This is a genomic window from Rhodanobacter sp. OR92, from assembly GCF_000427545.1.
GTDB classification, from domain to species: domain Bacteria; phylum Pseudomonadota; class Gammaproteobacteria; order Xanthomonadales; family Rhodanobacteraceae; genus Rhodanobacter; species Rhodanobacter denitrificans.
The window spans coordinates 124620-150786 of sequence record NZ_ATYF01000015.1 but is presented as its reverse complement, the minus strand read 5'-3'; the positions used below and the strand labels follow the sequence as shown (position 1 = coordinate 150786).

Annotated in this window: 22 protein-coding genes; 11 read left to right on the top strand and 11 right to left on the bottom strand. The window is 65.5% G+C overall.

Features of this window, described 5'->3' with window-relative positions:
* Positions 1 to 2: 2 nt before the first annotated feature.
* Positions 3 to 1361, bottom strand: coding sequence for an IS701 family transposase (locus RHOOR92_RS0109725; protein WP_155950204.1), 1359 nt, complete (start codon positions 1359 to 1361; stop codon positions 3 to 5).
* Positions 1362 to 1536: 175 nt separating this feature from the next.
* On the opposite strand from RHOOR92_RS0109725, the gene RHOOR92_RS19605 reads away from it, so the two are divergent.
* Positions 1537 to 2211, top strand: a complete 675-nt coding sequence (locus RHOOR92_RS19605) for a hypothetical protein (protein ID WP_155950220.1) — start codon at positions 1537 to 1539, stop codon at positions 2209 to 2211.
* A gap of 321 nt (positions 2212 to 2532) precedes the next feature.
* Here RHOOR92_RS19605 and RHOOR92_RS19030 read toward each other — a convergent pair whose 3' ends face one another.
* From RHOOR92_RS19030 to RHOOR92_RS0109680, 9 genes are all read right to left on the bottom strand, one after another.
* On the bottom strand, positions 2533 to 3222 hold the full coding sequence (locus RHOOR92_RS19030) for a hypothetical protein (RefSeq protein WP_051281177.1): 690 nt from the start codon (positions 3220 to 3222) through the stop codon (positions 2533 to 2535).
* A gap of 244 nt (positions 3223 to 3466) precedes the next feature.
* Positions 3467 to 3931 carry a GIY-YIG nuclease family protein gene (locus RHOOR92_RS19260; RefSeq protein ID WP_081660225.1) on the bottom strand — a complete coding sequence of 155 codons (465 nt, stop codon included), beginning with the start codon at positions 3929 to 3931 and terminating at the stop codon, positions 3467 to 3469.
* Positions 3932 to 4011: 80 nt separating this feature from the next.
* On the bottom strand, positions 4012 to 4509 hold the full coding sequence (locus tag RHOOR92_RS19600; RefSeq protein WP_155950219.1) for a hypothetical protein: 498 nt from the start codon (positions 4507 to 4509) through the stop codon (positions 4012 to 4014).
* Positions 4506 to 4709, bottom strand: a complete 204-nt coding sequence (locus RHOOR92_RS0109705) for a hypothetical protein (RefSeq protein WP_027490149.1) — start codon at positions 4707 to 4709, stop codon at positions 4506 to 4508. The genes RHOOR92_RS19600 and RHOOR92_RS0109705 overlap by 4 nt, the downstream gene beginning before the upstream one ends.
* 52 nt (positions 4710 to 4761) lie before the next feature.
* The gene (locus tag RHOOR92_RS0109700) at positions 4762 to 5031 is read right to left on the bottom strand and encodes a DUF2442 domain-containing protein (protein ID WP_027490148.1); all 270 of its coding nucleotides are present in this window, start codon (positions 5029 to 5031) and stop codon (positions 4762 to 4764) included.
* Positions 5024 to 5290, bottom strand: a complete 267-nt coding sequence (locus RHOOR92_RS0109695) for a DUF4160 domain-containing protein (protein WP_027490147.1) — start codon at positions 5288 to 5290, stop codon at positions 5024 to 5026. Before RHOOR92_RS0109695 ends, RHOOR92_RS0109700 begins: the two co-directional genes overlap by 8 nt.
* A 3-nt stretch (positions 5291 to 5293) precedes the next feature.
* Positions 5294 to 8974 (bottom strand): methylmalonyl-CoA mutase family protein, encoded by a 3681-nt coding sequence (locus tag RHOOR92_RS0109690; protein ID WP_027490146.1) that lies wholly within the window; start codon positions 8972 to 8974, stop codon positions 5294 to 5296.
* 167 nt (positions 8975 to 9141) lie between these two features.
* A complete protein-coding gene (locus RHOOR92_RS0109685) occupies positions 9142 to 10044 on the bottom strand; it encodes an alpha/beta hydrolase (protein ID WP_027490145.1) in 903 nt (300 codons plus the stop codon).
* A 10-nt stretch (positions 10045 to 10054) separates the two neighbouring features.
* On the bottom strand, positions 10055 to 10657 hold the full coding sequence (locus RHOOR92_RS0109680) for a TetR/AcrR family transcriptional regulator (protein WP_007511907.1): 603 nt from the start codon (positions 10655 to 10657) through the stop codon (positions 10055 to 10057).
* A gap of 106 nt (positions 10658 to 10763) precedes the next feature.
* On the opposite strand from RHOOR92_RS0109680, the gene RHOOR92_RS0109675 reads away from it, so the two are divergent.
* From RHOOR92_RS0109675 to RHOOR92_RS0109655, 5 genes are all read left to right on the top strand, one after another.
* Positions 10764 to 11561, top strand: coding sequence for a M48 family metallopeptidase (locus tag RHOOR92_RS0109675; protein ID WP_027490144.1), 798 nt, complete (start codon positions 10764 to 10766; stop codon positions 11559 to 11561).
* A gap of 114 nt (positions 11562 to 11675) precedes the next feature.
* Positions 11676 to 12008 carry a YXWGXW repeat-containing protein gene (locus RHOOR92_RS0109670; protein ID WP_027490143.1) on the top strand — a complete coding sequence of 111 codons (333 nt, stop codon included), beginning with the start codon at positions 11676 to 11678 and terminating at the stop codon, positions 12006 to 12008.
* Between the two features lie 230 nt (positions 12009 to 12238).
* Positions 12239 to 13342, top strand: a complete 1104-nt coding sequence (locus tag RHOOR92_RS0109665) for a Glu/Leu/Phe/Val dehydrogenase dimerization domain-containing protein (protein WP_007511915.1) — start codon at positions 12239 to 12241, stop codon at positions 13340 to 13342.
* A 138-nt stretch (positions 13343 to 13480) separates the two neighbouring features.
* Positions 13481 to 15025, top strand: coding sequence for a phospholipase D family protein (locus RHOOR92_RS0109660; RefSeq protein ID WP_027490142.1), 1545 nt, complete (start codon positions 13481 to 13483; stop codon positions 15023 to 15025).
* Between the two features lie 66 nt (positions 15026 to 15091).
* Positions 15092 to 16249, top strand: coding sequence for an isovaleryl-CoA dehydrogenase (locus RHOOR92_RS0109655; RefSeq protein ID WP_015448184.1), 1158 nt, complete (start codon positions 15092 to 15094; stop codon positions 16247 to 16249).
* 255 nt (positions 16250 to 16504) lie between these two features.
* On the opposite strand, the gene RHOOR92_RS0109650 is transcribed toward RHOOR92_RS0109655, so the two are convergent.
* Entirely contained in the window at positions 16505 to 19336 is a 2832-nt protein-coding gene (locus RHOOR92_RS0109650) for a S8 family serine peptidase (protein WP_027490141.1), read from the bottom strand.
* A 228-nt stretch (positions 19337 to 19564) separates the two neighbouring features.
* Here RHOOR92_RS0109650 and RHOOR92_RS0109645 point away from each other — a divergent pair, with 228 nt between their 5' ends.
* The 5 genes from RHOOR92_RS0109645 to RHOOR92_RS0109625 all read left to right on the top strand — a co-directional run bounded on the left by RHOOR92_RS0109645 (position 19565) and on the right by RHOOR92_RS0109625 (position 26147).
* Positions 19565 to 20749 (top strand): acetyl-CoA C-acyltransferase, encoded by a 1185-nt coding sequence (locus RHOOR92_RS0109645; RefSeq protein ID WP_015448186.1) that lies wholly within the window; start codon positions 19565 to 19567, stop codon positions 20747 to 20749.
* 155 nt (positions 20750 to 20904) lie between these two features.
* Positions 20905 to 21270 carry a hypothetical protein gene (locus tag RHOOR92_RS0109640; RefSeq protein ID WP_007511924.1) on the top strand — a complete coding sequence of 122 codons (366 nt, stop codon included), beginning with the start codon at positions 20905 to 20907 and terminating at the stop codon, positions 21268 to 21270.
* 153 nt (positions 21271 to 21423) lie between these two features.
* Positions 21424 to 23031 (top strand): carboxyl transferase domain-containing protein, encoded by a 1608-nt coding sequence (locus RHOOR92_RS0109635; RefSeq protein WP_007511926.1) that lies wholly within the window; start codon positions 21424 to 21426, stop codon positions 23029 to 23031.
* 42 nt (positions 23032 to 23073) lie between these two features.
* Positions 23074 to 24762 (top strand): molecular chaperone HscC, encoded by a 1689-nt coding sequence (locus tag RHOOR92_RS0109630; RefSeq protein ID WP_027490140.1) that lies wholly within the window; start codon positions 23074 to 23076, stop codon positions 24760 to 24762.
* 164 nt (positions 24763 to 24926) lie between these two features.
* Positions 24927 to 26147, top strand: a complete 1221-nt coding sequence (locus RHOOR92_RS0109625) for a J domain-containing protein (RefSeq protein WP_231378361.1) — start codon at positions 24927 to 24929, stop codon at positions 26145 to 26147.
* The last annotated feature ends 20 nt before the right edge of the window (positions 26148 to 26167 follow it).

Genomic DNA, 26167 nt, shown 5'->3' with positions numbered 1-26167 from the left:
TTCTACTGTGTCACTAAAGACGTTTGATGCTCGGATGCGCCATGCCGCAGCAAGGACATCGCGCCAACTGTCGTGCGATCAGGCGGGCGAGACGAAAGTGTACGGTCGCGATCGAGAGCGGTTGATGGCGCTGCATCGGCCCCAGCCCCACGCGGGCGGAAGCCTTCGGGTACGGCAGGCGCCTTGAATCGTGCACGGTTTTTTTTACTGCCACGCAAGCGCTCCAACGTCAGGAAGCCGTAGGCCGCGATACACAGGCTGGCGTGATGATGAAAGCCGCGCCAGTTGCGCCCCTCGTAGTGACCCAAGCCGAGTTCTTGCTTGAGTTCCAGGTAGTCCCGCTCGATGCGCCAACGGCCCTTGATGGTGCCGACAAGGGCCTTGAAGGTCGTCGCTTTCGGCAACGTCGACAACCAGTAGCGTAGCGGTTCGGCGTCGCCGCCAGGCCATTCGATGACCAGCCATTCGGGCGCGCGATCGCGGTCGTCGTGGGCGGCGACCACGCGTACGCGGGCGAAGCGGCCGGACAAGGGTTCGGCGGAGCCCTGCCGCCAGGTAATGGTGCGGTACGCCCGCGCCGGCAACGCCTGCGCCAGCGCACGCACACTGATCGGCCGGTGCGCCGCATCGCGGCATACCCGCACGCGGGGGCGTCCACCACCCGTCGCAGGCGGTGGTGGCGTGGCTGGTTGATGCTTGCCCCACCACACCGCCGTGAGCGGCCTGACGCCCAGCGCGTAGATCAGGTCTTGCGTGCTCAGCGCATCGCGAAGCGTGCTGTCATCGCCGTAGGCGGCATCGCCCAACACGACGCCTCGCGGCACGCCCGCCGCGACGGCGGCGCGGATCTGCGCCACCGCAATCTGGTTCTTGGTCAGAAAGCCGACTGATGCGGGCACCCCAACAGCGGCACATCGCTGCGGGTCGTCGGTCCATTCGGCCGGCAGGTATAGCTGATACGCCAACGGCAGGCTGTTGGAGTCCGTCGCCAGCGACAAGCTCACCGCCACCCGACAGTTGTCGGTCTTGCCGGTCTGCCCGCAGTACTGCCGGGCTACGCCCACCGAGTGCCTACCCTTCTTCGGAAAGCCGGTGTCATCAATGATCCAGAAGCACGGTGTGGTTCCGCCGTGCGTCAGCACGGGCAGCACCTGTTCGGCTACGGCGGCCAGCAAGGCATCGTCGTTCCATGCCGACGTCGACACCAGGTGATGCATCGACTGGTGGGTCGCCCGTACATCTTGCGGCCGCACCCGTGCCGCCATCGGCTCCACGCTCTTGCGGCCGCCAGGCAGCATCAAACCCTGCAGATACCAGCGCGTGGGCGCCACCCGATCCGCGTGCCCCATGGCGATGACCATCGCTTCGCCATACCGCTCAAAGCGGCCTTCCAGACCGATGCCCATGACCCACCTCCTCGCAGGTTGCTAGAAGATGCCGTGATCATGCCATATATTTATTGACACAGTAGAACTAGCCCTCGCACCACACCCTCTTCCACCTGATATTTCGCCGGCCGCACCCAGTAAAGATTCCGTGATAAAAGAACCGGCACGCACGGAAACTGTGGCCCAACCACAATTGGCGAAAACGCCCTCGCTTGAAGTCCAGTCCGACTGGTTAAAAGCGTTAGTTATGCAGCCAGGCGCGCCGCTCCCAGAACCAAGACCGAACCCATATGGTGCAGAGTGGACAGACTCTCTGCAGGGACTTCAGCTGACCTACCCAAAAACAATAGCTGATCTGGACTGGACAATCTATCAATGGGTCAACAAAGGGACGGTCACAAAAGTTGAGTTCTTTCGTGACATGGTCGTTGGAACGGATACCGACACTCTCGATCACGGTGCGAACAGGACCGCAGCGGACAATGCCTGTAATGTGGATCAGCTAGACACCATACGGGATAGATTAAAGATGGACTTTGGTCCCGAGCAAGCCCCGCCAAAGGTGACGCTGAAAAACTTAGACAATACCTTGCCAGGCGGGACTGAATGTTACGTAAAAGGATCTGAAGGCTGCACTCAGCACAAGTGGCAACACATTATACGCGTTAACTATGACTTTAAACCTGGTTGGAAGTTAGCACTCCATGCAGTTGAGGAAGCAAACAATGTGTATTGGACAACCACTGAAGCAAACCACTCCAAAGAAAATTACGAGTGCGGCTTGGGTTTAGTACTTACAAAGGATGACGACCTACAAAAATGACATTAATACGCGCAAAGCACGTGTCATCCCCAACCTCAAATCTAATCCGATTTCAAAAATTGCCCCTGACACCTTTTTATAGAAATTGTCCCCGACACCTTTTTTGGGATGATGCAGTGGTGACGAGGGCGGCATTTCAGAGTTGAGCATCCGGTGAAAGATGCGAACCCCATGAGCCACACCCTCGCCACCGGGGCCAGCTTACCCTTCGACTACAGCCTCGTCAGCTGCATAATCCGAAGATAGACCCCGTTCTTGTTTTGCTGCTTTTCGCCATGGATCAGTTCCCTCCGCCCGCTTATGTTCCAGCGAAGCAGCACATTAATGTGCTCCCGTGGCGACAGCTATAAGGCCCATTTCTGCAAGCGTTGCCACAAGGTCCGCCTGCAACGAATTGACGATTGCCCGAACAGCGGCCTTGTTGTCCGGCAAGGCATCACTGTCCATAATTTCGGTGATTTCAATTGAGGCGAGTGTTGCCAGCGCCGAAGAGAAGTTGAGCGTGGAAACCACGTCTGCTGTGGGTAGCTCAATGAGGCCGGAGCGGCGAATGAGGGCTTGGAAGGAGTTGTGGACGTAGCCGTGCAAGGTCTTCTTGGACAGCTTCCACATCTCCAACGCGTCATTGAAGCGTGACTTACCCGACCGGCTCAAAATGAGCTTGATGGCGCGCTCCAGGTCCAAGCTGTCGCGTCCAGCTTGGTACTGATTGAATTCTTCTTGGGTTGCGTACACAAGCCACAGCCCGCGCACGTAAGCTTCAAACATCGGTCGCATCAAGGCCATAGAGGAGGCCATTAGACCTAATTCTGTGAGCAACAGCGCTGACTTCTGATGCTCATGCACCATGGCAAACGACGCAATACCTAGACGCGATATGTCATTTGTGGGGACTTCAATGCCGTAAAGCGTCTCTTCGTTCCACACTGCCACTTGCTTGGCAATGGCAAGTGAGTGTTGCACCTCAGGCGAGGCGATGTATGGTGGCCAGACAGTCTCTTGCTCGGTCACGGCAACTCCATTCGAAATGACAGGGTGAGGTTGGAGTGGCACGCAACGCGCCTGGGTCCGCGACAACTTCCGCGCAATGGTTCAAGCCAAGCTGCGCCGGCACCCGGCCCGAGCATCGGCCGCGCAAAGTCGCTTCAACTGATAAGTGAACCTCACCCCATTTTTTGTAGACAGTCATTCCAACAAATTGAGGAGTGCCAGAGACAAATGGCTTGGATAATGTTTCTGAACCCTTTGTTTGGGGTCAGGCTTCGCTGATGGCGGCGATGACGTTCTCGAAGTGCTCCTCACTAGAAACGCGACCGGACAATTGCATCTGGCTTACCCAGTTCAAATGAGGCTTGAAAATAAGGTGGGACAGCATTGGATTGCCGTCTTCGTCCTGAAGCCCTAAACATTTTGCGAGATCGTGTTCCAACGCATTAGCAGCCACTTTTGGCGAGCATTCAAACCACTCAGAACGTCTGCCGCTCAGTATGTGGGGCTTGCGTCTGGCGACTTTAGAAACTTCCCGCTGCAGATGCCGCTCCAACGCAAAAGCCTCTTCAGGCGGCACCTTGTATGCTTTAACAATCATATAGTCCGGATTTCCCGTCTCGGTAATCCTTTTATATAGGGCGCGTCTAGTGCATCCGACTTTGCACGAACCGGGGTCCTTGATGTCCATGCAAATATATAGCCACCCCCGCTGATCTACAGGATCGCTCATATATGTTCCTTACAAGGAAGTTCTACCTCGCCTCTTTATATGAGTAAGAGTTCTTATCCTCCGCCCCGGTTTTTCTGATACTACAATTTTGCGCCCGACCTCAGACGATCAAATAAGCGCTTTTCACCTGAAGTCCCTGGCGGGAAATTTTCAATATTAAAGCTGTCGTCGTCCAAGTCAATTTTTCTAAGGATCTTAGCAAAATCTTCCTTCGAGGCAAGCGGCTGGCCCGCGTCCCACTCGGGCCGAAGTTTTAAATAGCATAGCCTAAAGAAGCGCATCAAGGCTCGAAAACCGTTCGTTCTAGGCAATATGTCGCCGGGCTCGCGAGATACCCAAGCGTTTGGCCAAACGGCGGCAACCGCCGAAAAATATGCGATAAATATCTTTGCTATATCTGTGTCGCGCTCGGCAACCCAGAAGGGGCGCAGTGGAGTTTTGAAATATTCGCCGTCGGAAAATTTTATCCGTTTGCCGCGCGCCAATTTATCCCGATCATCCAAAGCATTGACAGACAATAAGGGCAACATGGCACCAAAAACGGGACGGAGGAAGTTAACCCCCTTGGTGTTCTTCAAAGCTTGAACTCGAACTGCCTCGCCATCGGGTGTTTCCCCCTCGGCCACACCGGGCACAACGCCTCCACCGCCTCCATCAAATCCACCCAATCCGACAGATCACCCCTGCCCGCCTGCACGACATCCAGCACGTCGCTACCGACCAGCGGCTCGCGAACGCCCTCATGCTTTGTCGTTGGCGATTTCGGCGAGTAATTCATCCAGCAGCCCCCTGCAATCGAACAGCGCGAATCACTCCTGCACTTCGGCTACTCAAGCCACCTTCTTGCCGCGCACCAGCCTTCCCTCATCCTGCAGCCGCTGATACAACGACCCCGCACTGAAATCCAAGCCGTTCGGCCAAGCCAGTGCACCAAGCTCGATGAAGTGGCGTGCAAAGAACGCCGGATCACGCAACGGCGCCGTCATCTCCGTGTCCGCTTCAACGAACCTGGAGAAATCGAACACACCCGAAGCACCGTCGGAGAAACGTAGCAACAGCTGATACCGCTCTTTTGGTTCGACCGCGATCAATTTAATCATTGTCGGCTCCCGGAATACGGCTAAGTGGCTGCAGTGCCTGCGCGCGCACCCAATTCTGCTCCAGCGCATCGTGATGGTCGAGGCACCACTGCTTCACCAGGGCGAGCGCACGCTTCGGCAGCTCGCCTTGCACGATGATGCCATCTTCGATGGCAACCAAGGCCTCGTGCCCCTGATACTCCACGTGTACATGCGGCGGCGCGTGATCGGCAAAGTACATGCGCACATAGATACCGAAGAAGCTGGAGATGATCGGCATGGGTTACATGTTCCGCCGGTATTCGCCGCCGACCTCATACAACGCGTGCGAGATCTGCCCCAGCGAGTTGTATTTCACCGCCTCGATCAACTGCTCAAACACATTCCGCCGATCCCGCGCCGTCCCCTGCAACACCTTGAGGCTGTCTGAAGCCAGCGCATTGCGTGCTTCGCCGTAGCGCTTCACATTGGCAATCTGCACCCCCTTCTCCTCCTCCGTCGACCGAATCAACTCGATCTCGGTGGCGATCTCCCCGCCATGATCCTTCGGCAGGAACGTGTTCACCCCGATCAGAGGCAATGAGCCGTCGTGCTTCTTGTGCTCGTAATACATCGACTCTTCCTGGATCTTCCCACGCTGGTACATGGTGTCCATCGCCCCAAGCACGCCGCCGCGCTCGCTGATCGCCTCGAACTCCTTGTACACGGCTTCCTCGACCAGGTCGGTGAGGGTATCGACGACGTAGCTGCCCTGCCACGGGTTCTCGTTGAAGTTGAGGCCGAGTTCCTTGTTGATGATCATCTGGATCGCCACGGCGCGGCGCACGCTTTCTTCGGTGGGCGTGGTGATGGCTTCGTCGTAGGCGTTGGTGTGCAGGGAGTTGCAGTTGTCGAACAACGCGTACATCGCCTGCAGCGTGGTGCGGATGTCGTTGAACTGGATTTCCTGCGCGTGCAGCGAGCGACCGCTGGTTTGAATGTGGTACTTCATCATCTGGCTGCGCGCGCTGGCGCCGTAGCGCTCGCGCATGGCGCGCGCCCAGATGCGGCGGGCGACGCGGCCGATCACGGTGTATTCCGGGTCCATGCCGTTGGAGAAGAAGAAGCTGAGGTTGGGTGCGAAGTCGTCCACCTTCATGCCGCGGGCGAGGTAGTACTCGACGATGGTGAAGCCGTTGCTGAGGGTGAAGGCGAGCTGGCTGATCGGGTTCGCGCCGGCTTCGGCGATGTGGTAACCGCTGATCGACACCGAGTAGAAGTTGCGCACCTTGTGGTCGACGAAGTACTGCTGGATGTCGCCCATCATGCGCAGCGCGAATTCGGTGGAAAAGATGCAGGTGTTCTGCGCCTGGTCTTCCTTCAGGATGTCAGCTTGCACGGTGCCGCGCACCTTGGTCAGCGTGTCGGCCTTGATGCGGGCGTAGGTTTCCACGTCGACCAGCTCGTCGCCGCAGACGCCAAGCAGGCCGAGGCCGAGGCCGTCGTTACCCTTGGGCAGCTCGCCGTGGTACTGCGGGCGCGGCACGTTCGCGTACAGCTTGTCGATGTATCGCTGCGCGGCGCCCCAGCGGGCCTCGTCCTGCTTGAGGTACTTCTCGACGTTCTGGTCGATCGCGGTGTTCATGAACATCGCCAGGATCATCGGCGCGGGGCCGTTGATGGTCATCGACACGGACGTGCTGGGCGCGCTGAGGTCGAAGCCGGAGTACAGCTTCTTCATGTCGTCCAGGGTGGCGATGTTGACGCCGGAGTTGCCGATCTTGCCGTAGATATCCGGGCGCGGCGCGGGGTCTTCGCCGTACAGGGTGACCGAGTCGAACGCGGTGGACAGGCGCGTGGCGGCACCGCCCTGACTCAGGTAATGGAAGCGGCGGTTGGTGCGCTCGGGCGTGCCTTCGCCGGCGAACATGCGGGTGGGGTCTTCGCCGCTGCGGCGGTACGGGTAGACGCCGCCGGTGTACGGATAGTGGCCGGGCAGGTTTTCGCGGCCAAGGAAGCTGACCAGTTCGCCCCAGTCCTTGGATTTGGGCGGCGCCACCTTGGGCACCTTCTGGTGGCTCAGCGACTCGCGGTAGTTGTCGACGCGGATGACCTTGTCGCGCACCTTGTATTCGTTGACGTCGGCGGTGACCGATGCGTACAGCGCCGGCCATTCGCGCAGCTGGTGGATCGCCTCGTGGCTGAGCTCCTTGAGCGCGGCGTTGTAGCGCTGGCGCAGGAGCAAGATGCTGCGATCCACTGCATGCTCGTCGCGCTCTGGTTCTTTTTTGCCGTCATTCCGGCGCAGGCCGGAATCGCTCTTCGTCGCCGAATTCGCGGCCTTCGCACTGTGTGCTTCGTGCGCGGTGGGTGATGCGATCCCGGCCTGCGCCGGGATGACGGTTTGGGGAGTTGAGGCGTTTGGAGTAGTGACGGGCTGGTGCAAATCCGCGCTGGCGTAGAGGTCGAGCGGGCGCGGCAGCTTGGGATCGCCCAGTTCCTTCAGCGCCTCGTAGTAGTGCTGCGCCTTGCTGGCGTACTCGGCCTGGGTCTCGATGCTGCGGTTGATCGCGCGGCCCTGTTCGGCGATCTCGGCGAGGTAGCGCACGCGGTTGCCGGGGATCAGCACGGTGGCGCGCGGCTCCTTCAGGGTGGTGTCGAGCTCGGGTTTCCAGTCGCAAGGTACGGCAAGAGCGACCCCACCCTGCCCTCCCCTTGAAGGGGAGGGTTCAAGATGCAGTTTTTCGCGCATCAGCCGGCATAGGTTGGCGAACATCCAGGTCACGCCCGGGTCGTTGAACTGGCTGGCGATGGTGGGATAGACCGGCACGTCTTCGTCGGCCACCTTGAACGCGGTGTGGTTGCGCTTCCACTGCTTGCGCACGTCGCGCAGCGCGTCCTCGGCGCCACGCTTGTCGAACTTGTTCAGCACCACCAGCTCGGCGAAGTCGATCATGTCGATCTTCTCCAGCTGGCTGGCGGCGCCGTAGTCGCTGGTCATCACGTAGACCGGGAAGTCGACCAGGTCGACGATCTCCGAATCGCTCTGGCCGATGCCGGCGGTTTCGACGATCACCAGGTCGTACGGCTGGCTCTTCAGGAAGTCGATGCAGTCGTGCAGCACGATGCTGGTGGCGGCGTGCTGGCGGCGGGTGGCCATCGAGCGCATGTACACGCGCTTGGAGCGCAACGAGTTCATGCGGATGCGGTCGCCGAGCAGCGCACCGCCGGAACGGCGGCGGGTGGGATCGACCGCGAGCACGGCGATGCGCATCCCGGGGAACGCGTGCAGGAAGCGCAGCAGCAGCTCGTCCACCACCGACGACTTGCCGGCGCCGCCGGTGCCGGTGAGGCCGAGCACCGGGGTGTGCTGGCCGGCCAGCTTCCACTGCTTGCGCTGGTGTTCGAGTTCGGCTCCGGCGAGCTTGCCTTCCTCGATCGCCGAGAGCATGTGGCCGATCGAGATCTCGTCGTCGATGTCGACCTTGGGCAGCGTGTGCGATTCGGACCCGGCGCGCTTCGCGGCAGCGCTGCCGGCGCGCTGCACCACGTCCTCGATCATGTGCACGAGGCCCATGTGCATGCCGTCGTTGGGGTGGTAGATGCGTTCCACGCCGTAGGCTTCCAGCTCGCGGATCTCTTCCGGCGTGATGGTGCCGCCGCCGCCGCCGAACACGCGCACGTGGCCGGCGCCGCGCTCGCGCAGCATGTCGACCATGTACTTGAAGTACTCGACGTGGCCGCCCTGGTAGGACGACAGCGCGATCGCGTCGGCGTCTTCCTGCAGCGCGGCGCGCACCACGTCCTCGACCGAGCGGTTGTGGCCGAGGTGGATCACCTCCGCGCCCTGGCTCTGGATGATCCGCCGCATGATGTTGATCGCCGCGTCGTGGCCATCGAACAGGCTGGCCGCGGTGACGAAACGCAGTGGGGTGGTGTCGGCCTGCGTGGCGCTGGCGGGGACGTGCTTGGCGGGGGAACTCATGGCAACTCCGACATCGGTGCTTGAACTTGCCGATTCTAGTGGATCGACAGGGAGCGCGGAGTTTTGAACTACCACGCCGTCATCCCGGCGAAGGCCAGAAGTGCGATCCCGGCCTTCGCCGGGATGACGGCGTTATTTCCCCTGAAATTCCGGGGGAGAAGGGAAACCTACATGCGGAGCGCGAGGTCCGGACTGCCGACCACGCGCGTGCCCACCTGTTCGCCGCGCATGAAAGCCAGCGCCGCCCCGATCACTTCGGGGGCATCGAGCACGCGGCGGTGGCCCAGGCCCTGCGTGGTGTGCAGCCGCGCGCCGGGCCAGTGCTGGGCGTAGCGTTCGCCCTCGCCCCACGGCACGTCCGCGTCGTCCAGGTCATGCACGATCAGCGCGGGCTGGCCCAGCATGGGCAACTTGCGTTCCACCCGCAGCTCGTCGATGTGCACACCGGTGCGCCGGTGCAGCCATGCGTAGAAAGGCTCGCGCAGGTAGCCGGCCAGGTGCACGAAGCGGAAGAAGCGCCGCGCCGCCGCCTTCATGTCGGCGGCCGGCGCCACCAGGATCAGCTGCTCGGCACGCCACGCCTCGTCCTGCGCGAAGGTGACCGCGGCACCGCCGAGCGAGTGGCCGACCGCCAGCGCGGCGTTGCCGTAGTGCGCGCCGATTGCGCGGATCGTGGCGATGAATTCCGGCAGCGTGCACAGCTTGCCGGTGCTGTGGCCGTGGCCGGGTTGGTCGAAGGTGACCACGGCCAGGCCTTGCGCACGCAACTGCGCCACCCACGGCAGGAAGCGCAGGCCGAAGCTGGACCAGCCGTGCGCCAGCAGCGCGTAGGGCTGGCTCGACGGATCGCCCCAGACGTAGGTGGCGATGGTTTCGCCGTTGACGTGCAACTCGCCGCGCTGCATCTCCGTGTCGCCCTGCGCCGCCTGTGCGCGGCTGCGGCTGCTGGCGAACGGAGTGGCGAACAGGCGCGCGGCGCGGTTCACCGTGCGCTGCGGTGCGATCCGGCCGCCCAGCACGAAGCCGGTGCGCACGGTGGTGAGCTTGAGTCGGTCGATGACGGTGGACATGGGTCTCGCCTCAGGTTTGCCAGCTGCGCCACAGGCGCTCGAAGGCCGCTCGCGTAAGGCAGCCGGCTTCGTCGAACCCGAACAGCCCGGCGTCGTGGTGCAGGCCGAGCATCAGGGCGTAGATCTCGAAGGCGAGCTGGGCGACGTCGGTGTCGCTGCGCAGGTGGCCCAGTTCGACCGCCTGCGCGATCGCCTTCTGCAGTTCGTCGCGCCAGCCGGCCTGCTGCCGCACCACGCCGTCGTGCAGCGCGCCGTCGCGGCCGTCGTATTCGCTGACGGCGGACAGCAGCACGCAGCCGCTCTGGTGCTCGCGGCCCCACTCGAACCAGTTCGCCACGATCGCGCGCAGCCGCGGCAGGCCGCGCGGCTGCTGCAGCGCCGGCAGCAGCACCCGGGTCACGAAGCGCTGGCGGCCGGTGTCGAGCACGGCCAGCTGCAGGTCTTCGCGCGAACCGAAGTGGGCGAACACGCCGCTCTTGGACATGCCCACGTCCACCGCCAAGCCGCCGATCGACAGGCCTTCCAGCCCGCCGTTGCAGGCCAGCGCGTAGGCGTGGTCGAGGATGGTGTCGCGGGTGGCCGCGCGCTTGCCGGGGTGGGTTGCGATCGTCATGGCTGCATAAATAGCACGATCGTTCGTTCTATATCAAGCGACAGTCACGCGGCCTCGGCAGACCTTGTAGGTATGCTTTGCCGCTGCACGCCAAGGAGGATCCCGCATGAACATCCGCAACCTGAGCATCCCGCTGGCCACCGCCCTGCTGGCCGCCTGCGTCACCTCGCCGACCGGCCGCTCGCAGCTGATGATGGTGTCGGACAGCCAGATGAGCCAGATGGGCCTGAGTGCGTTCAACGACATGCGCAAGCAGGGCAAGTTCGTCGACGCGCCGCGTGAACGCGCCTACGCCACCTGCGTGTCCAACGCGCTGATCGCGGTGCTGCCGCCGCCGTGGAACGCCCAGCAGTGGGAGGTGCAGATCATCGGCGACGACACGGCCAATGCGTTCGCCCTGCCCGGCGGCCGGATCGGCGTGAACCGGGGCATGTTCAAGCTCGCCACCGACCAGGACCAGCTGGCGGTGGTGCTCGGCCACGAGCTGTCGCACGTGGTCTCGCGGCACGGTGCGGAGCGCGTGTCCGACAACATGGCGGCGCAGGCGGCGGTGGCCGCCGGCAGCATCTACGCCGGTTCGCGCGGCAGCGACGCCGGCAACGCCGCGGCCCTGCTCGGCGTAGGTGCGGAGGTGGGCATCCTGCTGCCGTTCTCGCGCACCCAGGAAAGCGAGGCCGATACGCTGGGCCAGCGCTACATGGCGCAGGCCGGTTTCGATCCGCGCGCGGCGGTGACGCTGTGGGACAAGATGGGTGCGCAAGGCGGCAGCAAGCCGCCGGCGTTCCTGTCCACCCACCCGTCTTCCGGCAACCGCGCGCAGGCACTGGACCGGCAGGCGCAGCAACTGCTGCCGGTGTACCAGCAGGCGCGCGCCAGCAGCCACGCGCCGAACTGCCGGCTGTAGGCGGGTTCGGCGGTCAGCACCGGCTGAACGAGGCGCGGCACGCCGTCAACTGCATGCGTTGTCTTTCGTTCTCCGTCCTGCCTGCCGCGCTTCGCGGCGCTGACGGAGAACACGATGACCCGCTCGCTCAAGCTGGCCCTGCTGGCCGGACTCGGCCTGACTTTCGCTGGCGCCATGTATGCGCCGCCCGCCGCCGCGCGCACCCAGGTGGCGGTCGGCATCAGCATCGGCGTGGCCCCGCCGCCGCCGCGTTTCGAGCGGCTGCCGCCGCCACGTCGCGGTTATGTCTGGGCGCCGGGCTACTGGCGCTGGAGCCCGCACGCCCATCGCCACGTGTGGGTCGGCGGCGGTTGGGTCAGGCTGCATCCGGGTCGCCACTACCGGCCGGCGCACTGGGTGCGCCACGGCCACCAGTGGCGCTTCCGGCCCGGTTACTGGGGCCGCTGAAACCCTGGCACGGGCCTGCCGGATCTCGTCCATACGCCCGTGGCTTGTTGCGTCGCGTCACCACCTGCGGGGGCGACGTACTAAACTTGTCGCTTTGATTCATCGCCCCGGCTCCGGTCGGGGCGATGAGTTTCAGGCGTTTTCATCACCCTCCGGCGGATTCCCGCGGTCTCTTCCGCCACCCTCTGTCGATGCCCACCGGCACCGTAAATCATGGAGTCACCGTTCCAATGATCTTTGAAACCATCGCCAACACGGGTCACGAAGAAGTCGTCTTCTGCCACAACAAGGACGCCGGCCTGAAGGCCATCATCGCGATCCACAACACGGTGCTGGGCCCCGCGCTCGGCGGTCTGCGCATGTGGCCGTACAAGACCGAGCAGGAGGCGGTGAACGACGTGCTGCGCCTGTCGCGCGGCATGACCTTCAAGAACGCCGTGGCCGGCCTGAACCTGGGCGGCGGCAAGGCGGTGATCATCGGCGATCCGAGCAAGGACAAGTCCGAGGCGCTGTTCCGCGCGTTCGGCCGCTTCGTCAACTCGCTCAACGGCCGCTACATCACCGCCGAGGACGTCGGCATCGACGTCAACGACATGGAATACGTGTTCCGCGAGACCGAGTACGTCACCGGCGTGCACCAGGTGCACGGCGGCTCGGGCGACCCGTCGCCGTTCACCGCCTACGGCTCGCTGCAGGGCCTGATGGCCGCGCTGCAGTTCAAGCACGGCAACGAGGACGTGGGCAAATACAGCTACGCCGTGCAGGGCGCCGGCCACGTCGGCGGCGAGTTCATCAAGCTCTTGCGCGAACAGGGCGCCAAGGTGTTCGTCACCGACATCAACAAGGAAGCGGTGCAGCGCTGCGTGGACGAGCTGGGCTGCGAGGCGGTGGGCCTGGACGAGATCTACGACGTCGACGCCGACGTGTACTCGCCGTGCGCGCTCGGCGGCACGCTGAACGAGCAGACCATCGACCGCATCAAGGCCAAGATCATCTGCGGCCCGGCCAACAACCAGCTGGCCACCGACGCGATCGGTGACGAGCTGAACCGCCGCGGCGTGCTGTACGCGCCGGACTACGCGGTGAACGCCGGCGGCGTGATGAACGTGTCGCTGGAGATCGACGGCTACAACCGCGAGCGCGCGATGCGCATGATGCGCACGATCTACTACAACCTGGGCCGCATCTTCGAGATCTCCAAGACCGAGAACATCCCGACCTACAAGGCGGCCGACCGCCTGGCCGAGGAGCGCATCAGCGCGATCGGCAAGCTGAAGCTGTCGCACATGGGCAACGGCGGCACCCGTTTCCAGGGCCGCATGCGCGGACAGTAAGCCGCACCGATACGGGCAAGCCGGCCTTCGGCCTGCCCCCCGGTTTCAACCAGGGCCTGCCGCCACCCGCGGCAGGCCTTTGCTTATGCGGGGCGGTTGATCGAATAATCGCAGGCAAGGGGACCGAGGGTGCGCAGGATGATGATCTGGCTGGGCTGGGGATTGTTCGCACTGGTGTTGCTGGTGACCAGCGGGCTGCTGCTGGCCGACCGCCTGACCCCGCGCGCCACCGGCACACCGAGCACTGCACTGCCGCCGGAGCCGGCACAGACCCCGATCGACCGCGAGCTGGCCCCGTACCTGGCCGCGCACCCGGGCGAGACCGCGGCGACCCTGCTGCCCGACGGCCTGGACGCGTTCGCCGCGCGCGCCGCCTCCGCGCGCCTGGCCGGGCGCAGCCTCGACCTGCAGTACTACATGTGGCACGACGACCTGGTCGGCCACCTGCTGGCGCGCGAGGTCTACGCCGCGGCCGAGCGCGGCGTGCGCGTGCGCCTGCTGCTGGACGACATCAACACCAAGGGACTGGATCCGGCGCTGCTGGCGCTGGATGCGCACCCGAACATCGAGGTGCGCCTGTACAACCCGTTCCGCAACCGCCGCGGCGTGTGGCGTTTGCTGGAGATGGTGCAGCGCTTCTTCAGCGTCAACCACCGCATGCACAACAAGGCGTGGATCGCCGACGGCCGGATCGCGCTGGTCGGCGGCCGCAACATCGGCGACGAGTACTTTGACGCCAATCGCAGCGTGAATTTCCGCGACCTCGACATGCTGCTGCTCGGTCCGGCGGTGGCCGACGCCAGCGCGATCTTCGACGACTTCTGGAACTCCAGCGCCGCCGTGCCGATCGAGGCGCTGAACCCGCAGACGCCGGAAAACCTGCACAGGCTGGTGGCCGCGCTCGCCCACGAGTGCGCCGACGCCGCCGCGCAGGTCTACCTGGACCGGGTCGCCGCCTCGCCCTCGGCGCAGCGCCTGGCCAACCACGAACTGTCGCCGCACTGGAGCGCGAGCATCACGGTGGCGTCCGATCCGCCGCTGAAGACGAAGGCCGCCGACCGCAGCGGCTGGCTGCAGCTGCGGCTGGCCGCCCACCTCGGCGGCGTGCACAGCGAGGTGCTGCTGATCTCGCCCTACTTCGTTCCCGGCAAGCAAGGCACGGCGACCCTGCTTGGGCTGGCACGCGGCGGCACCCGCGTCGGCGTGGTCACCAACTCGCTGGCCGCCAACGACGTGCCCGCCGTGCACAGCGGCTACGAGCGTTATCGCCGGCAGTTGCTGGATGGCGGCGTGGGCCTGTTCGAGATCCGCCGCCGCGGCCCGGTCGCCACCCACGGCCTGTTCGGCAGCGGCGCCAGCCTGCACACCAAGGCGTTCGTGATCGACGGCGCGCGCGGCTTCGTCGGCTCGTTCAACCTCGACCCACGCTCGGCCAACCTCAACACCGAGATGGGCGTGCTGTTCGACGACGCCAGCCTGGCCCGCGACCTGCGCCAGGAGTACCTGCGGCTGGCCATGCCGGAGCTGAGCTACCAGCTGCGCCGTGGCGCGGACGGCTCGCCGCAGTGGCTGGACCGCAGCGTGCAACCGCCGCTCGTGCTCGAGCACGAGCCCGAGGCCGGCTGGTGGCTGCGCACGATCACCCGCCTGATCAGCTGGCTGCCGATCGAATCGCAGCTGTAGGAGCGCACACGGGCCAGGCGGTGCGGCGTGCGCTAAAATCGCCGGTCTGCATCCAAGGAGTTCGCCATGCGTCCGTTTCCGCTCGGAGAAGACATCGACCTGCTGCGCGAGTCCGTGCATGCCTTTGCGGAAAAGGAAATCGCCCCGCGTGCCGACCGCATCGACCGCGACAACCTGTTTCCCGCCGACCTGTGGCGCAAGTTCGGCGAGATGGGCCTGCTCGGGGTGACTATCCCCGAGACCTACGGCGGCAGCGGCATGGGCTTCCTCGCGCACATGGTGGCGATGGAGGAAATCTCGCGCGCGTCCGGCTCAGTCGGCCTGTCCTACGGCGCGCATTCCAACCTGTGCCTCAACAACATCTTCCACAACGGCAACGAGGCGCAGCGTCGCAGGTACCTGCCGAAACTGTGCAGCGGCGAGCACGTCGGCGCGCTGGCGATGAGCGAGCCCGGCGCCGGCTCCGACGTGGTCGGCTCGATGAGCTGCAAGGCCGAGCTGCGTGGCGACGTGTGGGTCGCCAACGGCAACAAGATGTGGATTACCAACGGCCCCGACGCCGACGTGCTGCTGGTCTACATGCGCACCGCGCCGCGGCCGGCCGGCAGCCGCTGCATGACCGCCTTCATCGTCGAGAAGGGCATGAAGGGCTTCAGCACCGCGCAGAAGCTGGACAAGCTCGGCATGCGCGGCTCCAACACCTGCGAGCTGGTGTTCGACAACTGCGAGATCCCCGCCGAAAACGTCGTCGGCGAGGTAAACGAGGGCGTGCGCGTGCTGATGAGCGGGCTGGACACCGAACGGCTGGTGCTGTCCGGCGGCCCGATCGGCCTGATGCAGGCGGCGCTCGACATCACCCTGCCCTACGTGCGCGAGCGCAAGCAGTTCAACGCGCCGATCGGCACGTTCGAGATCATGCAGGCCAAGGTCGCCGACATGTACACCGCGCTGCAGAGCTCGCGCGGCTTCGCCTACATGGTGGCGCAGCAGTTCGATGCCGGGGTGAAGTCGCGCATCGACCCGGCCGCCTGCCTGCTCAACGCCTCGGTCAACGCGGTGCAGGTGGCGCTGGAGGCGATCCAGTCGCTCGGCGGCAACGGCTACATCAACGAATTTCCCGCCGGCCGGCTGCTGCGCGACGCCAAGCTGTACGAGATCGGCGCCGGCACCAACGAGATCCGCCGCATGCTGATCGGCCGCGAGCTGTTCCACGGCAAGGCATGAGAAACATGCGCCGACAAAGGCATCGGCACCGGCACACCGAACCGAATTCCGCCGCATACTGATCGGCCGCGAGCTGTTCCACGGCAAGGCGTGAGGAACATGCGCCGACAAAGGCATCGGCGCCGGCACACCGAACCGAATTCCGCCGCATGCTGATCGGCCGCGAGCTGTTCCACGGCAAGGCATGATTCCGCCGCAATCGGAAGAGGAAAGGCCCGCACCATGCGGGCCTTTCTTCTGTGTGCACCGATGCGCTCAGAACGCCCAGCTGAAATTCACCGTACCCATCTGCGCCTGCTGGCGATCGCCGAAGTAGCGGTCGTAACCCAGTTGCAGGCTGGCGTGCGGTGTCATCTTCCAGTCCAGCGTGGTGCCGAGCATGCCGCCGTAACGCGACAGGCCGATACCCCCCACCGGGGCGAACTGGTTGATTCCGCTGAAGCTGGCATCGAATACCTCGCCGCGCATACCGAACGACTGCTGCCACAGCATGCGCCCCTGCAGGGCAAGGCTCCCGCCTCCGGCCAGCGCCCATTCGCGGGTGGCACGCAGACCCGCGCCGGCCTGCCAGCGCGCCGTGCTCTGCGCCGCCGATTTCAGGCCAAAGCCGTATGCACCCAGCTCGTTGAAACCATCGCGCCGGATCTGCGCGTACTGCAGGTTCATGTACGGGGTGAGCTGCGTGCGGCCCAGGGCGAAGCGGTAGCCGCTTTCACCATAGGCCACGCCGTAGCGGCCATGGACGTCGCTGGCGACCCCGGCGAACTGGTTGCCCAATTGCAATTGGCGACGCATGGTCTCGCGATAGTTGCCGATGCCGAAGCGTCCCATCGTGTACCACGAGCCGCGGATCATGCCGCCATACAGCATGCCCTCCAGGGCGTAGCTGCGCCCTTGATCCGCACTCTCGGCCAGTCGTCCCAGCCCCTGGCTCTGGCTCAGTGCATAACCGGCGACGCCGTTGCCGCCGACGCGCAGATCCTGCCCGACCAGTGCGCCGCTGAGGTCGTAGCCGACGTGCTCGTAGCCGCCACGCGACATGCCGCCGTGATAGCCAAGACCCTGCGTCCAGGCCCCGGCCTGCGGTGCATCGAGCAGGCTGTCGAAACGGTCGGACAGCGCCCGCGTGCCGGCGTCGATCGCCTCGAAGGTCATCGCCGCACTGGCCGCATGCAACTGGCCGGAAAGGCTTTCCAGCGAATGCTGCGCCGTAGCCAATGAGGCCGACTGCTGCAGGCTGGCAGCACCCGCGACAAACGCCGTCGCCACCGGCGTGGCACCCGTGGCAGCCGTACCGGAGCCGAGCTGGGCATTGATCAGCCCGAACGCGCCGTCCACCCGCTGCGCAGCGCCATACGAAGCGGCGGTGTACGTCATGCCCTGCACCGCCGTAGCCTGTACCTGGGTCACGTCGAGCCATGCGCTGCTGGCGTCGTAGTTGAGCGTGGCATCGAGCAGGACGACGTTGCTCGCCTTGTTCAAGGCGCTGAACGTGCCGCTCAATCCGCCGCCAGCACTGAGCACATTGGTATGCGAATTGACGACGTAACCCGGATTGGTGCCGATCACGTAGAGGTCGCCGCCGGCGAGGCTGGCCGTGCCGATGATTCGCAGCGACGAACCCAGCGATACCGCCAGTCGGCCATTGCCCTGCTGCACGTAGTTACCGCCCACGACGACGTCGCTGCCGACGGCAATGCCGCTGATTCCGAATACGCCGGCATTCGTGACATCGCCGAGAATGGTCTGTGCGCCGGCCAGCGTGCCGGCCGCCCCGATGCTGACGCTCCCGGCCAGTGACTTGGCGTTCAAGGTGCCGCCCTGCACCTGGGTCAGGCCGGTATAGCTCGCCGGCTGGATGAGATTGAGCGTGCCGCTACCCTGCTTGATCAGGCCGCCTGCACCATTGATCGGATTGCTCCAGTTGGAGGTGCCGCTGAAGTTCACCGTGACATCGCCCCAGTCGAACTTCATCGGCCCATTCACCGCGCGGCCCACGTTCAATTCGCCGTAGCCGAACACGGGATCCGGACCGGTGGCACCGAGATCATCGGCGGTGCCGAGCAGGGTCTGCCGCACCAGGTCGTTGCTGAAGTACGGGAAGGCCTGCCACACCAGTGCGGCCGCGCCGGAAACCTCCGGCGCCGCGAACGAGGTGCCGCTGACCACCCAGTAGCTCGGGCTGACGCCGGCGACCGCGCCCTTGTCGCTGACGATCACATCGCCCGGTGCGGCGAGGCAATAGTTCATCGCCCTGCCGCAGGCGTTCGAGTAACTCGCCAGCTGGGTCGGGTGATTGCTGTCGACCGCCACCGCGACCAGCCAGCCCGGCCCCAGTTGCGGCGCCAGGCTGGGCAGGCTGGCGATGTCGCTGGGGTCGCTGCGGGAGTCGTTGCCGGCCGCGAACACCACCAGCCCGCCATGCTGCAGCACGAACGGCTCGTAGGCCTGCGCGAAGGCCTGGTTGATCGAGGCCTTGGTGGTGTCCCAGTAGATGCCGCCCCAGGAGTTGTTCATCACCTGCACGCCGGCGGTGATCAGGTCCGGGTTCAGGGTCTGCGCGAAGAAGGCCGCATCCGCGGCGGTGACCGCGTTGCCCTGACCCGAGCCATCGTCCTTCGGCGCCACGTCGCTGATGATACGTGCCGAAACCAGGCTGGCAGCGGGTGCGATGCCGCCGGGAAACTTGTCGAACGCCCCGCCGGCGGCGATCTGCGAGACCCAGGTACCGTGGCCGACCACGTCGTCGATCGCCGTGTTGTTGGCAGTCGGGTCGACGTAGAGCAACTCCTGCTTGACTCGCCCGACCAGTGCCGGGTGGTTGCGCATGATGCCGCTGTCGACCACGCCGATGGTCACGCCCGCGCCGGTGTAGCCCAGGCTGTGCGCGGCGTAGGCGTTGGTGAGTGACAACTGGGCATCCAGTGGCGGCTGGCCGGTCGGCGTGCCTGGCGGCGGCGAACTCGGTACCGTCGGCGGTGACGTCGGCTTGACGTTGCCGCCTCCACCGCAGGCACTCAATCCCAGTGCCATGGCCACCAGCCAGGCCATTTCGCGACGCCGCAAGCCCGAGTCGAGCATATTCATCAATTCCCCTGTCGATACCGTCAGACCCCATGCATCGCCGGCGCGACGGATACGCCGCGATGCTTCCCCGCCGCGCATCTTGGCACAACGAAAATCCAATGAAACGCGCGCAAATCCTCACGACGCAAGGATTTGCGGCCGTTTGCCGAGTTTTGCGGCGGGCTGCGATAATTGCCCGGTTGTCTGTCAGGCGTTCGCGCCCCTCACGTCTCGCAAGCGGAGTTACCCATGTCGGATGTCAGCGTCGTCATCGTCGGTGCCAAGCGCACCGCCATCGGCTCCTTCCTCGGCCAGTTCACCGGCGTGCCCACCCCGAAGCTCGGCGCCACCGCGATTCGCGCCGCGCTGGAGCAGTCGGGCGTTGCCCCGGCCGACGTCGGCGAGGTGATCATGGGGTGCGTGCTGCCGGCCAACCTCGGCCAGGCGCCGGCACGCCAGGCCTCGCTGGGCGCCGATCTGCCGGCCGGCACCGGCTGCACCACCATCAACAAGGTGTGCGGCTCAGGCATGAAGGCGATCATGCTGGGCCACGACCTGATCAAGGCCGGCTCGGCGGCCATCGTGGTGGCCGGCGGCATGGAGTCGATGACCAATGCGCCGCACATGGTGCAGGCGCGCACCGGCATCCGCTACGGCGACGGCCAGCTGGTCGACCACATGGCCTGGGACGGCCTGACCAACCCGTACGACGGCAAGGCGATGGGCGTGTTCGGCGAGCTGTGCGCCGACAAGTACCACTTCACCCGCGAAGCGCAGGACGCGTTCGCGATCGAGTCGGTCAACCGGGCCAAGGCCGCGCAGCAGAATGGCGCGTTCGCCGGCGAGATCGTGCCGGTGACGGTGAGCGGCCGCAAGGGCGACGTGGTGGTCGACACCGACGAGCAGCCCGGGCGCTCCGACGTGGCCAAGATTCCCTCGCTGAAGCCCGCCTTCCGCAAGGAGAACGGCACGATCACTGCCGCCAGCTCCTCCAGCATCTCCGACGGCGCGGCCGCCGTGGTGCTGCTGTCGGCCGACGACGCGAACAAGCGCGGCCTGAAACCGCTGGCGCGCATCGTGGCGCACGCCACCCACTCGCAGGAACCGGAGTGGTTCACCACCGCGCCGGTCGGTGCGATCCAGAAGGTACTGGACAAGGCCGGCTGGAAGGTCGACGAGGTCGACCTGTTCGAAATCAACGAGGCGTTCGCGGTGGTGGCGATGACCCCGATGAAGGAACTCGGCATCCAGCACGCCAAGCTCAACGTCAACGGCGGCGCCTGCGCCCTGGGCCATCCGATCGGCGCCAGCGGCGCGCGCCTGGTGGTGACCCTGCTGAACGCGCTGAAGGTGCGCGGGCTCAAGCGCGGGGTCGCCTCCCTGTGCATCGGCGGCGGCGAGGCGACCGCGATTGCGGTGGAATGCATCGACTGACGCCGATCCATGACCAGCGCGTGATATCCAGATGACGGCTGGATAAATCTGTTTTTAATACGCCCTGAAGCGCCACGACAAAGATGTGGCGCAATTACCGCGAAAGCGCTATTAATACACGGCCAAACGGCATTCCACGGCAAAGGAGATCCACCATGAAGTTTACGCGTACCCTACTCGCCGCCGCGCTCGTCGCGCTGTTGGCGGCATGCAGCAACGGCGCGCAGGATTCCGCGCAAGACGCCCAGAAGTCGGCGGACACCGCCCAGCAGGCGGCCGACACCGCGCAGAAGGCTGCTGCAGCGGCTCCGACTGAGGCTCCGGCTGCGGCTCCGGCCACCACCGCTGCCGCTCCGGCTGCGGCTCCGGCCACCACCGCTGCGACCCCGGCCGCCGCCACCACCGCTCCGGCCGCCGCCGCAGTCGACGCTGCCGCCAAGGCTGCCGACGCTGCCAAGGACGCCGCAGGTGCGGCCAAGGACGCGGCTGACAAGGCCAAGGACGCCGTGAAGGGTCATTGATCCCTTGCTGGTTTCCTGAAAAAACGGCCGCCTCGCGCGGCCGTTTTTTTTCGTCCATGGTTCGCCGCTCCGCCACTGATTTTGGCCGCCGGCCGACGCCCGCTATCATCCGTGGTTTGGCCTTGATGGCAGCCTATCCGTGAGTCCGCATCCATGAGCGTCATTGCATCGCAGGTTGATCCGCGTTCCGCCGAATTCCAGGCCAGCAGCCGCCAGCTGCGCGCCGTGGTGGACGATCTGCAGCGCGAACTGGTGCGCAGCGCCGAGGGTGGCGGCGCCAAGGCACGCGAAAAGCACGTGGCACGCGGCAAGCTGCTGCCGCGCGAGCGCATCCGCGCCCTGCTCGACCCCGGCTCGCCGTTCCTGGAACTGTCGCCACTGGCCGCGCACGGCATGTACGACGATGCCGCGCCCGCCGCCGGCCTGATCACCGGCATCGGCCGGGTCAACGGCGTCGAGGTGGTGGTGGTCGCCAACGACGCTACCGTCAAGGGCGGCACCTACTTCCCGATCACCGTGAAGAAACACCTGCGCGCGCAGGAAGTGGCGCTGGAGAACAACCTCCCTTGCGTCTACCTGGTTGACTCCGGCGGCGCGTTCCTGCCGCTGCAGGACGAGGTGTTCCCGGACAAGGAGCACTTCGGGCGGATCTTCTACAACCAGGCGCGAATGTCCTCGCTCAACATCCCGCAGATCGCGGTGGTGATGGGCAGCTGCACGGCCGGCGGCGCCTACGTGCCGGCGATGAGCGACGAGACGATCATCGTGCGCGAGCAGGGCACCATCTTCCTCGGCGGCCCGCCGCTGGTAAAGGCCGCCACCGGCGAGGTGGTCGACGCCGAGACGCTGGGCGGCGCGGACGTGCACACGTCGATCTCCGGCGTGGCCGACCACTTTGCCGAGAACGACGCACACGCGCTGGCGATCGCGCGCGACATCGTGGGCCATCTGAACCGCACCAAGGCGATGCCGCTGGCGCTGCGCGCGCCGGTCGAGCCGAAGTATGCGGCCGAGGAGCTGTACGGGGTGATCCCGCAGGACACCCGCCGCCCGTTCGACATCCGCGAGGTGATCGCGCGCATCGTCGACGGCTCGGAGTTCCACGAGTTCAAGGCGCGCTACGGCAAGACCCTGGTGTGCGGCTTCGCGCACATCCACGGCTACCCGGTGGGCATCGTCGCCAACAACGGCATCCTGTTTGCCGAGAGCGCGCTCAAGGGCGCGCACTTCATCGAGCTGTGCAACCAGCGCAACGTGCCGCTGGTGTTTTTGCAGAACATCACCGGCTTCATGGTCGGCAAGAAATACGAGCAGGCCGGCATCGCGAAGGACGGCGCCAAGATGGTCACCGCGGTGGCCTGCTCGCACGTGCCGAAATTCACCGTGGTGATCGGCGGCAGCTTCGGCGCCGGCAACTACGCCATGTGCGGTCGCGCCTACGGCGCGCGCTTCCTGTGGATGTGGCCGAACGCGCGCATCTCGGTGATGGGCGGCGAGCAGGCCGCGTCGGTGCTCGCCACCGTGAAGCGCGACGGCATCGAGGCCAGGGGCGGCGCGTGGTCGGCCGCCGAGGAGGAAGCGTTCAAGGTGCCGCTGCGCGAGCAGTACGAACGCCAGGGCCACCCCTACTACGCCAGTGCGCGGCTGTGGGACGACGGCGTCATCGACCCGGTCGATACCCGCCGCGTGCTCGGCCTGGCGATCTCCGCCTCGCTCAACGCGCCGATCGAGCCGCAGCACTACGGCGTGTTCCGCATGTAAGCTTTCGCTCCACGCGAGACGACTTCACGGGGGAAGTCAGGGATGATCGTCGGCATCGATCTGGGGACCACGCATTCGTTGATCGGCTGCCACGACGCGACGGGGCCACGGCTGTTTGCGAATGCACTGGGGGAGTTCCTGACGCCCTCGGTGGTGAGCATGGACGCGTCCGGCCAGGTCGTCGTCGGCCAGCCCGCGCGCGACCGCATGGTCAGCCATCCGCAGGCCAGCGTGGCAAATTTCAAGCGCTGGATGGGCAGCCCGCGCGAAACACGGCTTGGCGCGCACAGCTTCCGTCCGGAAGAGCTTTCCGCCCTGATCCTGCGCTCGCTGATCGCCGATGCCGAGGCGGCGCTCGGGGAAAGGATCGACGAAGCGGTGATCAGCGTGCCGGCATACTTCTCGGACGCCCAGCGCAAGGCGACCCGCGCGGCGGGCGAACTGGCCGGCATCCGCGTCGAGCGACTGATCAACGAGCCCACGGCTGCCGCGCTGGCCTATGGCCTGCGCGAGAAAGCCGATGGCGCCCGCTTCCTCGTCTTCGACCTGGGCGGCGGCACCTTCGACGTCTCGGTGCTGGAGATGTTCGAGGGCGTGGTGGAAGTGCACGCCAGCGCCGGTGACAACTTCCTCGGCGGCGAGGACTTCCTCGACCTGCTCGAACAGGCCTGCCGCGCCGACCTGAAGCTCGCCGACAGCGCGCTGGACGCAAGCCAGCGTGGCCAGTTGCGTCGCCGGCTGGAAGCGGCCAAGCGCGATCTTGGCAGCCGTGGCCAGGCACAGGTCGAGCTCTCGCTGGGTGACCGGCAGCTGGCATGGCAGATCGACGAGGACCGCTTCGCCCGGCTTGCCGACCCGCTGGTGCAGCGCATGCGCGCGCCACTGGAACGGGCGATGCGCGACGCCCGCCTGAAGCCGGAACAGCTGGACGAAATCGTGCTGGTCGGCGGCGCCAGCCGCATGCCGCTGGTCGCCAGGACGGTATCGCGCATGTTCGGCCGGCTGCCGCTGCGCCACGTGAATCCGGATCGGGCGATCGCACTGGGCGCCTGCATCGCCGCCGGGCTGAAATCGCGCGACCAGCAGCTGGAGGAGGTCATCCTCACCGACGTCTGCCCCTACTCGCTCGGTACCGAGGTGGCGCGACGGGACGAACGGGGGCGCGTGGTGACGGGATTCTTCGAGCCGATCATCCAGCGCAACAACAGCGTACCGGTCAGTCGCGAGGAAACCTTCTGGCCGATCCACGAACGCCAGAGGCAACTCCAACTGGACGTCTACCAAGGCGAAAGCCCGCTGGTGGAAAAGAACATCAAGCTGGGCGCATTGACGGTAGACATCGACCCCGCGCTGCCGATCGCGCAGAACGCGGTGACCGTACGTTTCACCTACGACATCAACGGCGTGCTGCAGGTCGAGGCGCGCGTGCATGCCGACGACCGCCGCTACGAACTGCTGCTGGAACAGAACCCCGGCCTGCTCGATGCGCAGCAGATCCGCGAGCGTCTGGCCGCGCTGAATGACATCAAGATGCATCCCCGCAGCAAGCAGGAAAACCTCGCCGTGCTGGCGCGCGCCGAGCGCCTGTACGAGGAACACCTGCTTGCACGGGACCAGCTGCAGGAGTGGATCGCGCGTTTCCGCGCCGCGCTGGAAAGCCAGGACGACGCCCTCATCCGCGAGCATCGCCGCGAGTTCGCCCGCGCGCTGGACACGCTGGAGTCCGCCTGATGTCGCCGTTCGAGCTGCTCGGGCTGGCGGCGGATGCCGACGAGCGCGCGATCAAGCGTGCCTATGCGCAGCGCTTGCGGGCCACCCGCCCGGAGGACGACCCGCAGGGGTTCCAGCGCCTGCATGCCGCCTACCAGGCGGCACTGCAGCACTGCCGGGCATGCATGACCGGCGAACTGGCAGCGTCTTTCAACCCGCCGATGGACCGATCGGTTCTCGTGCCGACACGGTCGGAGCCCCTGCCCGCCGCGCCGGAGCCACCGACGCTTCCGCATGTCAACCCCGACGCCTTCTGCACCGCCGCGTTCGAACTCGCCGCGGCCGGCGACGCGCCGGCGCTGCAGGCATGGCTGGCCGGCCGGCCGGAGCTGTGGTCGCTGCAGCGCAAGGCCCACACCGGCCATGCCCTGATGGAAAAGCTCTACCGGCAGGTCCCGCCGATGCCGGCCGACTGCCTGGCAACCCTGCTGCGTTTCTTCGACCTCGACCACGCCCTGGCCGGGCACGATCCGCTGGCCCTGCTGCAACTGGAGCGGCGCACACGACTGGCCTGGCAACTGGAAGTCGCCGACCGGGAGGTCCTGGCCGCGCGCCTGGCCATCCGCAGCTCCTCGCAGCGCCGGCGGGCGCACTGGATCGTGCGGCTGCTGATGCGTCCGTTCCGCTGGCCGCGGGTGCTGTTCGTCGGCATGAACAGCGCCAATGCCGGACTCATCGCCGACTTCGTCGACGGCGTGAGCGACAACCATCCGGAGGATCTTCCCGCCGCCATCAACCGTCGCCAGCTTGCCTTCTGGCGCGCGGCGGCCGAACGCGATCGGGTCACTCGCCCGCGACTGATCCTCGGCGGCGCACGCAGCGCGGCGATGCTGCTGCTCGGCATGCTGCTGGCGCCACTGCTGAGCCAGTGGTTCAGCGGCCGCATGTCGTTTCAAACGATGCTGATCGCGATCGGCATGCTGATGATCCCCAGCGCGCTGTGGGCCCTGTGGATGGCCTGGTCGCTGCTCGTTTCCTGGTATCTCCGGCCCGAATGCATGACCGCGCGCCGCTCCGTGCGCGCGTACCTGGTGCCGGCGCTGTGCGCGGGCGGCGTGGTCCTTGGCGCAGAAGGGCTGGACGGGTTCGGTCTCGTCCTGATCGCGCCGGCCTTCTGGTTGGCCGTGCGTCGCTACTGGTACCGCCACGCGAGTCGGCACGCGCTGCTTCGCTCGGGCCACGTGCGGCTGATGAGCCTGCTGGCCATTCCCGTGCTGCACGGCGTACTGAACGCCGGGCGGGGCGGTGAACTGGTGTCCTTCGGCGAGATCATCGCCGCGTTGGCCATGCTGGCCTGGACGGCCGACCTGCGGAAGCAGCGCCAGCGCAGCGCCGAAGCGGGATGACCCGGGCCGCCAACCCGTCG